Genomic DNA, 15,025 nt, shown 5'->3' with positions numbered 1-15,025 from the left:
CTCCTGAATTAACAATTGGGCAGTTCAATGTCCGGTATTTTTGACGACTTGACCGAGAGGACGGCCAGGCCTGATGAAAGGTCTTCATTCTGCACGACTACGCCTTCAGGCACTTCCAGCCTTACCGGTGAGAAGTTCCAGATTGCTTCGATCCCGCCCGAAATCATCACGCTGGCGACATGCTGAGCAGCTTCGGCGGGGACGGTGATGATGCCCAGCTTTACATTCAATCTGCGAGCAAGATCAGACAGCTTTTCCAGCGGCAAAACATCTTTTTGGTGGATTTGCGTGCCGATTTTGGATTTGTCGCAGTCAAACGCTGCAATAATCTTCATACCGTGCTGCTCAAAGCCTTTATAGCCCAGCAGTGCGCTGCCGAGGTTGCCTGCCCCAACAAGAAAGACTTCCTTATGAGTGTCCCAACCAAGAAACTCTTCGATGGCCTTGATGAGCGACGGCACGTGGTAGCCGATTTTGGGCTTGCCCTCAATTCCTGTGATTGCAAGGTCCTTCCTGACCTGAATCGGTTCCAGTCTCAGACTTTCGGCGATATGCGTACTGGAAACGATGTCGCGGCCATTTTGGGCAAATTGCTTAAGCAAGTATAGATAGGACGGCAGTCTCCTGATGGTGGGCAAGCTGCCAACTTTTTGCTTTTTAATTTCCATTCGTGTGCCTCCGGCATTCGAGCGAACAATGTGTGGGCTTGCTATATAGATAAATAGTTATCGATAACATTCTAACAATATTATTCCACGTCAGTTTTGCGTTGTCAATAGGTATTTGTGCGTTTTTTAACGATTTGCTTGGCGGCATTCTTTACACAGCCAACCCTTTGCGATTCGGCACCTTTAGCCATTTGCTCGCCATAGCGCGTTTTGCCGGCTTTTTGTGGAAGTAGATAGAAATATGTAGAAGTATGTAGAAGTATGTGGAACAAACACAGGAATCTTGGGGTATAATCAAATAAAGATTATAGGAGGCAAACTGAAATGGAACGAGTTCTAACGGTGCCGGAAGTGGCCGGATATCTTAGACAGAGCCCATATACTATACGCAATTGGATCAAGTTAGGAAAGATACCGGCAAAGAAAGTGGGCCGCGGCTACCTTATACACGAAACCGCTTTGGAGAAACTGACAGAGCCGGTCCCCAGTAAAGGCAAACTAAGCTTTTCCGAAAGTATGAAACTCATGCGCGAACTTCAAGCAGAAACGGCCAAACTTGGTCCATTTAACTGTATAGAAGTCCTGGAGCAATTTGATCAACAAGAAAGAACTAAGGTAAACAACTTCGATGGCATTAGTGCTTGATTCTTCAATACCGCTAGCTGTTGCACTTGAAAACGCTAAGGTTGTAGCGAGCTTTGAAAAAGCTATTTGTAGCAATACTTGTTATATAACAGATCAGTCTGTTGCTGAATTTGCTTGTTTGGCCATGGAGAAATGCGGAGCCGGTCTTACTGAAAAATGGATTGGCTGGCTGTACACCCTCGATAATGTAAAAATGGTCAGCGGCGTAGACGAAGAATTTGCAAAGCAATCCGCTGAAGCTTATGTGCTTGGTGGAATATCTATTGCATCGGCATCGGCTGTTGCTCTTGCACATAAGATGGCTATTCCGATACTAACTTGCCGACCGGGCTTTTCTTTAGTGGCGACTTATTGCGACGTAATGCTGATTGGCGTATAGCCAAGCACACAACTCAACAGGTAAGACTCAAAAGTTTACAACGACCTCCCGCACTGCTATAATGCCTCTAAAGATAAGACTGATTTTTCCGAAACGAAGAGTTAATTGGCTTGCTGCCCACCACTTCAGTTCTCTGCCAAAGCTCTGGAATATGTAATGTTTTTCTCGGAGTCAATGAATGTCAAACCCTCTTAGGTTAAATCAACTGCACAAGTTCCTGATACGCAATCATGACCTTCTCCCGATTTCTGATCTCGCGTCTTTTCTGAATGTTGATACAAGCGTAATTCATGGCCGGATGCAGGCGCTTGGGCTTCCTTCAACACTTCCATTGGATAAAGAGCGGGCCTTTCCGCTTATAGTCCGCCGCAACCATGACATCCTCACACATTCATCTATCGCCAGGCTGCTCGGTATGACGGAGTCTGCATATGAGAAGGCTCTTCAGGAGATGGACTTTCTGGCGGTAAAGGTCGGCGCGAAACCGGATATTATCCCCGATCTGAATACTGATGATTTTGATGAACCGACTGCCGCGGCTTTCAGGGAATATTCGTCCGAGCTCTTTGAATGCAGCGAAAAATGGGAGAGGCCATTCAGCTTTCTGGCTGAGTTCAATCAGCCTGAGCAGAGCGAATCTACAATAGGTGAAGGCTCTCTATGCCCGCCGCTGAGGATGATGTACAGCTACACGGCTTCTCACGGCGACTTCCTGATGACCGGTGAGGACTTCTACAGCGAGGGTATTCTAGGCAGGCTCAGAAACAGAGGCGTAAATGCCGGTTGGCTGCCTCTGCTGCTGCGTGATATAGCCCCGAGCAATATTTTCAGTGAGTTCGGCCAGGGTCATGAGATCAGGATCGAAAACCTGCGTAGGCAGGTGGCAAAGGCACGCAAATACGGAATAGACCTTTTCGGTTATATTAACGAACCTCGATTTATGCCCGGCGAGTTTTTTGAGAAATATCCCGAAGCAAAGGGCATGGAATCGGCAGATCACCCCGGCCACTATGGTCTATGCACCTCTTCAGCTATAGTCAGGCAGTGGATGAGTGAGGCTGCCGGATTTTTATTCTCGCAGGTGCCTGATCTGGGGGGCGTGATTATTATCAGCGCCTCCGAGAACCGCACCAATTGTTTTTCGCATTCATCCGATCACCTGTGCCCTGCCTGCGCCGGCCGCGGTATCGCAAATGTGCTTGCCGACACGGCCAATATCGTCCTGAAAGCCGCTGAGTCAGTCAGTTCAAAGGCTAGAGTTATCCAGTGGCTGTGGGGATGGGACTTTATTCTGAATGTCGAGAGCGTCAAGGACTCGCTTTCATTTCTACACCCAAAAGTCGAAGTAATGGTCGACTGGGCCAGGCATACACAGATAGATATTCACGGCAAGCAGGTCGGGCTAATTGAATACACAATAGGCCGCATGTCTCCGTCCAAATACGCTCGCGATATAGTAACGACGGCGCGAGGGCAGGGCAGAAGAGTGCACGCGAAGTGCTCGATTGTTACTACTGTTGAAGCTAATGCGCTGCCGTATTTGCCTGTTATGACTAATATAAACCAGCTCTTTAATGAGATGCGCGGTCTTGGGGTCGACGGTATGCTGGGCTGCTGGATATTCGGGGCGTACCCGGGCAGGAATATGGAGATGCTCGCGCATTCGAGTGAGCGGAATGCCGCAGAGGCTATGGCCGTCAAATACTACGGCTCCGGGGCGAATGATGCTCTTGCTGCCTGGCAGTCTTTTGCAGAGGGCATGCAAAAGTTACCGCATACGCTCGGTGTACTCTACTACAGCGCGCTCAACCCCGGACCGGGGATCAGATTTTCGATGGAGTCCGAGAGTTGGAGGCATGGCATGGTCGCGATGGCCTCCGAGCGCATAGATGAGATCACTGAGCCATTTGGTCCTGAAATCGTGATAATGGCATTCAGAGAGGCTGCGGAACTCTTCGCCGAAGGAGTCGCGCATCTGGAGAAAGCCATTGCCAAGTCAGAGTGCTCGCAATACCGTGCAGACAATATCAAGGACCTTGGAATATGCAAGGCTTATATGATGCATCTAATTATAGCCGCAAACTATACAGAATTTGTTATAATAAGAAACAGACTCATTAGTGATCCAAGTAATAACAACTTGCGCGCAAGGCTTATCAGCCTGCTTAAGGATGAGCTAGCCAATTCACGTGAGATGCTGGGTCTGTGCTCGCGCGATTCCAGGATCGGTTATGAAGGGGCAATAGGATACTTCTATACTCCGGTTGAGATAATCGAGAAGATGTACGACATTGCAGCCACTCTGGATACTTTGGATGATAAGTGATATGAACAAGAGATATGTGCTGATCGGGACGGGCGGCCGAGCGCTGTAGCTGCTAACAAGTCTATTGCCAAGGGCAGGAATGTCCTGATTAATCTTTGCGAGTATCGCCGGGCTCCGGTAAATTTGTAGGGGGGAAAGCACCAATATGCATTTGGGCAATTTGAGCTGGATAGACTGGACGATTATGATAGTGGCCGTGGTCGCTTTGAGATCAGTGAGTCTCAGCACCCGCCATTATATGAAGGGAGTATCCGACTTCCTGTCCGCGAACCGAGTAGCGGGCCGGTATCTGCTGACTATAGCTTCTCAGATGGGCGGAACGGGTGTAGTCTCGTTTGTCGCAATGTTTGAGATGCTGTATTCAAGAGGTCTTTCTCCCCAGTGGTGGGGCGGTTTCAGTATACCGGTTGGTATTATAATACTACTGACCGGCTGGGTTTTTTACCGGTTCAGAGAGACTCGTGCTATGACTATGGCGCAGTATCTCGAGATGCGTTATTCACGGAAACTGCGAATATTCGCCGGCATCCTGTGCTGGACCAGCGGCATTCTCAACTTCGGTATTTTCCCGGCTGTGGCTGCCAGGTTTTTCATATACTTCTGCGGTCTTCCAGATCACTTCCACATACCCGGCATCGAATACGCTATTCCAAGCATTGCGCTGGTGATGTTTATAGACCTCGGGTTTGCTCTCTCATTTGTAAATATGGGTGGGCAGATATCGGTAATGGTCACCGAGTGCGTGCAGGGCATGTTTTGTACATTCGCTTTCATAGTTGTAGCGGCGACAATCCTGGTTAAGGTGAGTTGGCCTGAGATGATGCATGCTCTGTCCATGGCTCCTAAAAATGCCTCTATGATAAATCCGTTCCATACCAGCGGTGTCAATGACTTCAATATCTGGTATTACCTGATCGCTATGTTCGCAAGCTTTTTCACATATATGTCTTGGCAAGGCACGCAGGGTTTCTACAGTTCGGCGCGTAACCCGCATGAGCAGAAGATGGGCGGCATCATTGCCATATGGCGTGGCGTTCCGCAGGGGTTGGCCATCACTCTTTTGGCACTTGCTGCAGTGGCGGTTATGCGTTTGCCGCAGTTTGCTAAAGAAGCGCACTTGGTGAGCAATTCTTTAGCCCAGATACCAAACCAATCAATTCAGAATCAGATGCGTGTGCCGATTGTAATGGCGCATCTTCTGCCTGTTGCAGTAAAGGGCCTGCTTGGAACGATCTTCTTGTTCTTCTCATTCACATGTCACGATACATATATGCATTCCTGGGGATCCATTTTCATTCAGGATGTATATATGCCTATCAAGAACAGGGCGCTGGATCCGGATGAGCATATCAAACTTCTGCGCTGGTCGATTATCGGTGTTGCGGTATTTTCATTCTTATTCAGTTTGTTCTATGTGCCGACTGAACAGATATATTTCTTTTTCGCAATTACGGGCACCATATGGCTCGGAGGCTCCGGTGCGGTAATCATCGGCGGTCTTTACTGGAAACGAGGTACTACCCAAGCCGCATATTGCTCACTGATTATTGGTGCGGTTATGGGAATCGGTGGGCTGATCCTGCCTAAGATATACCTCGCGCAAACAGGCCATGAGTTTCCTATAAATAACCAGTATTTATATTTTATATCTATGGTCTCCTCCGTATTGGTCTACATCGTCGTATCTCTGATTACCGGACGCGAAAAACCATCATATAACCTGGAAAGAATGCTCCATCGAGGAAAATATAGGGTTGAGGCCGATCATGTGGTTGAGCAGGAGCAGCGAAGCAAGTGGGCGGAAATAGTAGGTATCACAAAGGAGTTCACCAAGTCCGACAAGATTCTTGCTACAGCGCTTGTTGTATGGAACCTGGCATGGTTTATGTGGTTTATTGTCTTTAGTATAATCAACCTTCTGCACCCTGTCAGCGATGCAGTTTGGGCGGATTACTACTTTATTAACATACTTGCCATTCCTGGAATATTGTGTATTCCGGTAACAATATGGTTCACCGTTGGAGGCATACACGATATCAGGCATCTGTTTGTTGCGCTTAAGACCTCTGAGAGAGACGTAAATGATGATGGTCGTTTCCATGGTTACAAAGATGATGAAGAGCCAGAAGCTGGGCTGCTTGCGGATTCGGAATGTCCGCTTGAAACATCTCTCACAACGCAGACAATACAACACAAAGGAGGGGATAGTGATGCATAATTCATTAAGCTGGTGCCTGTGGTTTGTCACTGCTGCATCTGTGCTGATTGCAGCGAGTGTCATGGCGGCACCGATCAAGAGCTATGATTGCCACCGGGCATGCGGCCCGATAAAAATCGACGGCAAGCCGGATGACGAGGCCTGGAAAAAAGCCGAAACGATCTCATTTGTCCTGCCCAAGACCGACGCTGAGCCTTTGAGCAAGACTGAGGCGAAGGTCTTGTGGGACGACGGCTATTTGTACGTCTCTTACTGCGCATACGACAAGGATATCTGGAGCATACATACGGAGCATGACTCTGTGACCTGCCAGGAAGACTGTCTTGAGTGCTTCATAATGCCGGATACCGTGACCAAGGCATATTACAACTTTGAAATAAACGCGCTGGGAACTGTTTATGACGCGTTCTCACTCGGCAGATACGCGGGAGGATCGGACTGCCACAGATGGGCGGCCTGGAACTGTGAGGGGCTGCGTGTCGGGATAGATATAGACGGCACTATCAATGATCCCAGCGATATCGACAAATGCTGGCGTATGGAGATTGCAATTCCGTTTGCCGAACTGCCGTCTCTGAAAGGCAAGACACCGAAGATCGGCGATGAATGGAAGTTTCTTTTGGCCAGATACGACTATTCGATCTACTTGCCTGATGGCGTAGAGCTAAGCGCATGCTCCTCGCTCCAGAAAGTGGATTTTCATGATTATAGTCAGTGGTCATCATTAAAACTTGTCGAGTAGAACGATATTTATCCACTAGAAAGCGCTTGCCGGATCGGCAGGCGCTTTTTTTGTGCGTAGTGCAAAATAACCTGCAAAACATACTGGGCCATATGGCACACTTTTTGCTTAATGTTCAACTGTCCGGCTTTTTGCTTGATTTGAAAGCCGGATAGCAAAACAGTTAACGGACTGTGTGTAGTGTGTGAGCAATTGACGTTTTGTGCTCGTAAAATTACCTGTTTTAGCTCATGTTTTTATGTTTATGCTTGACTTGTGCAAGCAGCCGTGTTATAAATACAGTATTGATATAACTGGCCACGGATGGATGGGCTGATTTGGGCGATCGGTCCGTGCTGCTCGAATATGAGCGGCAGGTTTTCATCGCGTGGCTTTTTTGTATCTATGGGGGTGGAGTTTGTATAGTCTGACTGTGGCGACAGTAATATTGTTGCTTGCGACGGGCGCGGCTCTCGGGTCGCCTGTAGGAGGCCATTCAGTGCCTGAGGCGTCAGCGTGTGTTTTGGCTCCCATGGGTATTGCCGCCGTCATTGCAATTGAAAAACGACGCAGAAGACTTGCCAAGATCTACAATGGTGTTGGAGTCGCGTATTTTTTAGTAAAGAGGCTTATTGATATTCTGTTAGCTTCGGCCATATTGCTGCTTTCAAGCGCATTGTTTGCGATAATAGCTGTGTTGGTTAGAATGGATAGTACCGGCCCGATATTTTTCAGGCGAAAGGTCATCGGAAAGCACGGCAAGAGCTTTGACATGTATAAGTTTCGGTCCATGGTCGATGGCGCCGAGCAAATTCTCGATCAAAACGATGACTTAAAGAGCGAGTATTACGTAAGCTGTAAGCTCAAGCAGGATCCACGTATTACTAACATCGGAAAGTTCCTGCGAAAGACAAGTCTTGACGAGCTTCCGCAGCTTTTGAATGTGCTTCTTGGCAATATGACGTTTGTGGGGCCCAGGCCGATCCACCATGATGAGGTGGAGATATATGGACCGCAAGTTGAGCGGTTTAAGACGGTCACACCGGGCATAACCGGTATCTGGCAGACGTGCGGACGCAGCGAGACCTCATATGAGGAGCGTGTTCGAATGGATATGCAATATATCGATCAGAGGTCAATACTGCTCGATCTATGGATAATAATATCGACCGTGCCCGCCGTTTTATTGAAGCGGGGAGCATGTTGATATAATGCTGATCTATATTAAAAAGAAAAGGAGGGGACAACTTGAAGATTACTAGGCTAATGATACTAGCGGCTGCCCTGATCCTGGCTATAAGTGTCGCCGCGTCGGCTAGTGGTCAATATCAGTTGACTTTGGTCAACAATTCCAACTACTATCCGTCATACAACGGGACAATCTGGACGAGTCTCACAAAATCAATGAATGTTGCGATAGGTCCTGTATACATCAAGATATACGACACTTCGACGAACACGAGCACGTATACAAACATGCTGTGTGTGGACTTGATGGGGACCATAAACTGGGGTCAGACGTGGAGCGCCGACATTGCAACCGGCACACCGACAACGGTGATAGACTCCACGGCATGGGACAGGGTCGTTTACATGGTGCAGCACAACACCGAGTGGACAGACACTAAGACCAGTGATGATTCGCCGACCCTGAAAATCCAGAAATCGGCGATACAAGTAGCCGTTTGGGAAGCTATTACTGACCCAGCTTGGAATATCACTAAAGGCACCGGGATGGGCAACTTTGCTCTCGGCAGTATTAGTGGGGATTACAGCGGAACGATCAGATCAAACATTGCTACTGCGGCAAAGAACTATTATGATGACGCAGTTGCCAATGCGATATCCGGCTATGGTTCGACGCACGCCTACTATCTGGCGGTCGATCCTCAGAAGCAGGATCTGGTCTTCTTCGTGCCCAACTACACGCCGCCTCCCGTGCCTGAGGTTCCGACGATGCTTCTCGGTTCTATCGGCCTGACAATGATCGGGGTTATCAGGCGAAGAGTCACAAATCATTAAAGAATACGTTTAAGTTAATATCGGATCTTAAGCGCCGTGCATAATTATTAATATGTGCGGCGCTTTTTTGTCTTTGGGAACTCACCTCTGGCGTGCTTTCGTATTATGCAAAAGCAAGCTCTTGTGTCTTGGCTGAATCGGTTTGATATCCGTGAACTTTCTTTGGGATTATAACCATACGGTCGTGGTATAATGTTGAAGAGGTAGGCATATGAACTTTTGGTATCTGATTAAGGTCATAAAAGCGCGCAGATGGATTATAGCCGGCATTGTCGCGGTCACGCTTCTGGTCATTGCGATAGCGGCGCCAAAGCCAAAGGTTGTCTACGAAGGCACAGCTCTTGTGTCGCCGACCGCTCAGGTTATGCAGGGCGGCAATACTACTGCAACCAACGATAACGATCACACTGTCCCGCCCGATCGCGGCGTAATCCTCAGTAACTTGATAATACTTGCTCAAAGCTATGAGGTTTACCAGGGGGCGCTGGATTTTCTGGCTGATACCGATATTAAGCAGAAGCAGACAATAACTGAGAGTATGGGCGCTGAGAATGCAAACAGGCTGCTCTATAAGCAGATAACCCGCGTTGAACAAGAGCCGGGCAAATTGCTTCAGTTCAAGGACTGGAATGATGTTCTTGAGGTTACTCCGGTGCAAAACCCGAGTATTGGGCAAAACGGCACCACTACCGACATCATTCGAATAGTCGTAAGAATGCCTAACGGCGATGACGCTCCTTATCTGGCGAATGCAGTTGTACAGGCTTTTGCAAGGTCATATCAGGAAAAGAGCCGCGAGGATGTTCGGAAATACGCCAGGTTCTTGGAGTCCAGCAGGCAGGAAGCAAAGACCAACCTGCAAAAATTGCAGCTCAAGATCGCGGAGTATAAGAGCACGCATAACGTTCTTTCGGTGGATGCTGAGACTCAGACCTCTATCAGTTCATTGGCAAATCTGGAAGCTACGAGAGATCAGGCTGCCTCAGGGGTCAGCGAAGCTGAGGCTGCATTGAGGGATATAGACGCACAGCTTAAGGTGCAACCTCTGGTTTCTGAACAATCGCTGCCTGCCCAGATGAATCCGAAAGTGCAAAAGCTTCAGGATGAGCTCGCTCAGGCTGAAGCGGATCTCAGGCTGATCTCACAGCGTTATAAGCCTGCGCATGATGTATACAAAGCCGCTCAGGCTCGTATTATCTCCCTCAAAAGCCAGATTGCACGTGAAGGAAGCAGTTACTCACAGCCGGCAATCAATGAGATTCATAACGATCTGATGCGCAAGCGTTCGGATGCCCAGTATACTCTTGCAACTGCCAGAGCAAAGTATGCCTCAGCAAATGCGAGTGTGGCTGCCGCAAGGGGGAAAGTGGATCATCTTGCCAAGGCTGAGCCTGAGCTTGCAGAGTTGATGACCGAATATACTCAGGCAGAAAACACTTTCAAGATGCTTTCAGACAAATATGACCAGGCGCTTGTCGCTGAGAAAGAGTCGACCAGGACCGGCTCGATCATTCCAATGAGCTGGTCGGTTGAAGCCACAGGTCCTTTCAAGCAGGGGCCATCAAGAAAAGTTCTAGCTTTGTATGGTTTTATACTCTCACTCGTTCTCGGTGTTGTTACAGTTATCTGGCTCGATTCGATCGATACTCGTATGCGCAATGCGGCAGATGTCGAGAAGCTATTGGAGCTGCCCGTGATCGGCCTGACGCCAAAGCTGACAGGCCGCGATGGAATGCTTCCGAAGCTCACTCATATGTATCCTATCTCGCCTATGGCGGAGTCTTATAAGATACTGCGGACCAACATACTCTTTGAGCTTCGAGACTCGCCTTTCAAGACTTTGATGGTCGCGACCGGCCGCCCGGGTCAGGGTGGTACAACGACCATTTGCAATCTTGCCATAGCCTTGGCACAGATAGGCAAGCGAATAATCTTGATCGATGCCGATATGCGCCGCCCGAGCCTTCACAAGTTTTTCGGGGTCCCCAACGAGGCCGGCCTGAGTACGCTGCTGCAGGGCAAGGATAATCTGACCGACGCCTTCCAACAGACTGAAGTTGAGAACCTGATTGTCGTGCCTGCAGGTCCTCAGCCTTTTAACCCGTCTGAACTGCTCGGTTCCGACAGGATGCAGGACCTTGTCAAGCGTCTGGAGGAGCACTGTGATCTGGTGCTCTTTGATACACCCAGCGCTATTGTCTTCAGCGATGGGCCTATGCTTGCCAGTTGGGTCGATGCTGTGGTTATGGTTGTTTCTGCGAATATGGTTCCACGCGGCACTGAAACCCAGACCCGTGATTTGCTGCGAAGAGCGAAGGCGAACATTCTTGGTGTGGTAGTAAACAAGTTGGCACCGGAAAACATCGATAGCTGCTATTTCTATTCGCACTATTATGCGAGTTCCGCCGTCGTGCCACCGGAGACTGCGCTTGAGTCGGGCAATGGCCAAAAAGATAATGATGCGCTTCCAGAGACGGCTGCTTCCGCATCTTCAGGCAGACCAGGCAGTCAGAAAGATAGCAGCTCAAATATGGAAAAACCTGATGAGGATAATCCATTCCCGGATTAGATAAGAGTGAGAATGGAACAGCTTACCGTCGATAAACCAATAACGCAAACAGTTTGTGACGACTGGCCGGAGGTCAAGGATCCCGGGCCACTCAAGGTGCTGTGGCAGAACCGGGAGTTGATTTATAGTCTTACTCAGCGGGATATTCGCAGCCGTTACAAGCAGTCTGTGTTGGGTGTGGCGTGGGCGCTGCTTCAGCCTTTGGCGATGACTGCTGTGTTTACGGTTGTGATGTCATACATAGCCAGAGTGGACACGAAGGGCATTCCATATCCTATCTTCGCGTATATCGCGATGCTGCCTTGGACATTCTTTTCAGCCGGTCTTACGAGTGGTACAGAGTGCCTGGTGAGCAACTTCAACCTGATAACCAAAATATACTTCCCGCGAGAGGTTTTTCCGATATCCGCTGTTCTTGGGAAGACTCTCGACCTTGGACTTGGCGTGCTTGTCCTGGTCCCGCTTTTTTTTATTTATCACGTACATGTTACGCCGTGGATACTGCTGGTAGTCCCGGTGATGCTCATACAGACAGTACTACTGCTGGGGATTACGTTTATACTGTCGAGCGTAAATCTGTTTTATAGAGATATACGGCACATGTTGCCGCTGCTCACCCAAATCTGGATGTATCTTTCGCCCATTATCTACGGTCTGGACATGGTTCCCAAACGATTCTTGGGCATTTATATGCTGAACCCGATGGCCGTATTACTGGATACCGTTCGTGTGTCATCACTGCGCGGCGAGCCTCCCATGTGGAACTATCTGGCCTATTCTGCGGTTGTGTCGATAGTGTTCCTGGTGGTCGGTTACAAGGTGTTCAAGAAGCTGGAGCCGCGATTTGCGGAGACGATATAGCGCGTTATGAAAGTGATATCGGTCGATAACGTATCAAAGAAGTTCATTCTGACCCTCAACGGGCGCAGGAACCTTGCTGACGTTGCGCGCGGCATTGTCCGGCGTGAGAAACGCAAAGATTTTTGGGCGCTTGAGGACGTGAGCTTTGATGTAGAGCAGGGCGAGGCTATTGGTATTATAGGTCACAATGGCGCGGGCAAGAGTACTATGCTCAAACTCCTTACACGTATTATGCAGCCAACATCCGGCAGGATACGCACCAGAGGTCGCGTTTCGGCGCTCATCGAAGTTGGGGCTGGGTTTCACCCGGAAATGACCGGCAGGGAAAACGTTTACCTTAATGGCTCGATCCTTGGTATGACCAGGGCTGAGATCGACAGCAAGTTCGATGAAATAGTGGCGTTTGCCGAACTCGAACAGTTTATTGATACTCCGGTCAAGCGCTATTCCAGCGGGATGTACGCGAGGCTGGGCTTTGCCGTTGCAGCGCACGTCGATCCCGAAATATTGATTGTGGATGAAGTACTCAGTGTAGGTGACGCGGCATTTCAGGAGCGATGCTCAAAAAGAATGCAAGAGCTTCGGAATGCGAGTCACACAGTTGTGTTCGTGTCGCACAACATGGGCGCCGTGGCGGGTCTTTGTGACAGAGTCGTGCTGCTGGAAGCTGGTAGGGTAAAGCTAATTGCTGATCCTCAAACGGCTGTGAAAGCGTATCATGAGTCAGTTTTGCTGCGCAAGGCAGGCAGCAAATCGACATCGGAGCACCCTATTGACAAGCCATCGTCTGTGGGGGTGCCGCTAATGATTACAGACATGGAGATAATTGACAGTCCGGATGGATGGACACTAAGGTCCGGTGATGCGCTCAGGCTCAGGTTGCACTATGTTGCAACGATGCAAGTGAAGGCTCCTCGGATCGGCATACACATTTCAGACAGAAGCGGGCGGGTGCTGGTGCACGTCAGTAATGTTATGAATTCCCAGTCTGTTGATCTCTCTGGGACGGGTGTGTGCGAAGTAGTGATTGACTCAATCCCACTGGTGCCGGATTTATACACAGTGACGGCAAAAGTTTCGGACACGTTTGGAACTGCCGTTTATGACGATGGGAACACACAGAAGGAAATCGTTGTGTTGCCGCCGTTTGGCGCTGAGGAAAATGTTACGCGTTTTGGCCTGTTGTGGTGCGACTCTCAGTGGCGTTACCCCGATGCTGAAGTTCAAGCATCGGCGGACCGGGGAACGCTGTTGTGAAGCGACACCTGTGCATTGGTTGTGGAGTTTGCGCAGGAGTGTGTCCATCAGGCAGGCTTGCAGTCAATCTTGCAGAAGACGGATGTTATAGAGTCAATTCAGATCACTATGCCTGTTCATCCAAGTGTGCTGTATGCGAAAGCGTGTGCCCGTTTGGTTATTCGACGGTCAATGAGGACGACATTGGCCGGATGTTTTTTGCTGATCAGCCGGGCATTAAACACAATGATGCATGCGGCTATTATCTGTCGTCAGTTGTCGGCAGTTGCAGTGATTTGCACAGTCGCTTGAATGGTGCATCCGGGGGACTTGTCACTGCATTTCTTAAGCAGATATTATCGGAAGGCATTGCAGACAAAGTCGCATGTGTGGCCGGAACTTCGGGTGGCGACAGACTCTTTGGATATACGATCCTCGATGCCCCCGATAAACTGGACTCTGCAGCGAAGTCGGCATATTATCCAGTGGAGATCAGCGATGTGCTGCGTGAGATAATAGCCAACGACGCCAAATACGCAATTGTTTGCCTGCCATGTATTGCCAAGGCGATACGCTTAGCCCAAATGCGGCTGCCTGTTCTCAGAGACAGAATTGTTGTGATTGCCGGTTTGGTGTGTGGTCACAGCGTGAGCACTTATTTTGCCGATTATGTTGCCTCACTTGCCGGTGCACCTGTCGGGTCAGTTAGTCAGGTGACATTTCGCATCAAAACTCCTTCGCTGCCTGCGGGCGAATTTGGCACGCTCGTTCGATGGGTTGATGAGAATGGGAAAATTTCTGAGAATACGGTTTTCTGGTCGCAAGGAGTTGGAGAAGCCTGGACAGGACACTGGTTTACTCCGGAGCCATGTTTCTTTTGTGATGATGTTTTTGCTGAATGTGCCGATATATCGTTCATGGATGCATGGCTGCCTGAGTTCGCGCAGGATTACAGAGGCACCAGCATTGCAATTATCCGGTCTGAGCGTGCAAAAACTGCTGTTGAGAAGGCAGTTGCGGAAGGCCACATGGCGTTGAGCAGCATTGACTTGACGCGAGTTTTAGAAAGTCAACGAGATGTAATTGAGTTCAAGAGTGTGAGACTTGCTCACAGGCTGTGGAGTGCGTCGAGACGGCGCCATGATATTCTTGCCAAGAGGGTTGTTCCATACAAAGTGAAAGACTGGCGTGCTGAAATGCAGTGGAATGCTCAAGTCTATCGATCGCGCTCCGGCATACAGCTTTGGAACAAACGTATAAGCACAGAGTCATTTCAGTCGCAAATGAGGGCGATACAGGGCCATGCGCCTATAGGCGTACAGGCGAGAGGCTGGGCAAGAGGCTTGCTTAACAGGCTGCACTTTGTCTTTTAGGTAATTT

Annotated in this window: 12 protein-coding genes; 11 read left to right on the top strand and 1 reads right to left on the bottom strand. The window is 49.3% G+C overall.

What is annotated here, in order from left to right; all coding sequences use genetic code 11:
* Positions 1–8: 8 nt before the first annotated feature.
* Positions 9–662 carry a redox-sensing transcriptional repressor Rex gene (locus ABFD83_01775; GenBank protein MEN6355794.1) on the bottom strand — a complete coding sequence of 218 codons (654 nt, stop codon included), beginning with the start codon at positions 660–662 and terminating at the stop codon, positions 9–11.
* Between the two features lie 330 nt (positions 663–992).
* Between ABFD83_01775 and ABFD83_01770 the strand changes: the two genes are divergently transcribed.
* The 11 genes from ABFD83_01770 to ABFD83_01720 all read left to right on the top strand — a co-directional run bounded on the left by ABFD83_01770 (position 993) and on the right by ABFD83_01720 (position 15,018).
* Entirely contained in the window at positions 993–1,313 is a 321-nt protein-coding gene (locus ABFD83_01770) for a helix-turn-helix domain-containing protein (GenBank protein MEN6355793.1), read from the top strand.
* Positions 1,297–1,692 carry a hypothetical protein gene (locus ABFD83_01765; protein ID MEN6355792.1) on the top strand — a complete coding sequence of 132 codons (396 nt, stop codon included), beginning with the start codon at positions 1,297–1,299 and terminating at the stop codon, positions 1,690–1,692. The genes ABFD83_01770 and ABFD83_01765 overlap by 17 nt, the downstream gene beginning before the upstream one ends.
* Positions 1,693–1,870: 178 nt before the next feature.
* A complete protein-coding gene (locus tag ABFD83_01760; protein ID MEN6355791.1) occupies positions 1,871–4,018 on the top strand; it encodes a hypothetical protein in 2,148 nt (715 codons plus the stop codon).
* Positions 4,019–4,163: 145 nt separating this feature from the next.
* Positions 4,164–6,236 (top strand): sodium:solute symporter, encoded by a 2,073-nt coding sequence (locus ABFD83_01755; protein MEN6355790.1) that lies wholly within the window; start codon positions 4,164–4,166, stop codon positions 6,234–6,236.
* Positions 6,229–6,978, top strand: coding sequence for a carbohydrate-binding family 9-like protein (locus tag ABFD83_01750; protein ID MEN6355789.1), 750 nt, complete (start codon positions 6,229–6,231; stop codon positions 6,976–6,978). Before ABFD83_01755 ends, ABFD83_01750 begins: the two co-directional genes overlap by 8 nt.
* A gap of 397 nt (positions 6,979–7,375) precedes the next feature.
* Entirely contained in the window at positions 7,376–8,164 is a 789-nt protein-coding gene (locus ABFD83_01745; protein ID MEN6355788.1) for a sugar transferase, read from the top strand.
* Positions 8,165–8,205: 41 nt separating this feature from the next.
* On the top strand, positions 8,206–8,979 hold the full coding sequence (locus ABFD83_01740; protein ID MEN6355787.1) for a hypothetical protein: 774 nt from the start codon (positions 8,206–8,208) through the stop codon (positions 8,977–8,979).
* Between the two features lie 211 nt (positions 8,980–9,190).
* Positions 9,191–11,548 carry a polysaccharide biosynthesis tyrosine autokinase gene (locus ABFD83_01735; protein ID MEN6355786.1) on the top strand — a complete coding sequence of 786 codons (2,358 nt, stop codon included), beginning with the start codon at positions 9,191–9,193 and terminating at the stop codon, positions 11,546–11,548.
* Between the two features lie 12 nt (positions 11,549–11,560).
* A complete protein-coding gene (locus ABFD83_01730; protein ID MEN6355785.1) occupies positions 11,561–12,409 on the top strand; it encodes an ABC transporter permease in 849 nt (282 codons plus the stop codon).
* 6 nt (positions 12,410–12,415) lie between these two features.
* A complete protein-coding gene (locus tag ABFD83_01725) occupies positions 12,416–13,666 on the top strand; it encodes an ABC transporter ATP-binding protein (protein ID MEN6355784.1) in 1,251 nt (416 codons plus the stop codon).
* Entirely contained in the window at positions 13,663–15,018 is a 1,356-nt protein-coding gene (locus ABFD83_01720) for a Coenzyme F420 hydrogenase/dehydrogenase, beta subunit C-terminal domain (protein ID MEN6355783.1), read from the top strand. Before ABFD83_01725 ends, ABFD83_01720 begins: the two co-directional genes overlap by 4 nt.
* Positions 15,019–15,025 lie beyond the last annotated feature (7 nt).

It is taken from the genome of Armatimonadota bacterium, from assembly GCA_039679645.1.
Classification (GTDB): Bacteria; Armatimonadota; UBA5829; order UBA5829; family UBA5829; genus UBA5829.
This window is presented reverse-complemented; position numbering and strand designations above follow the sequence as displayed.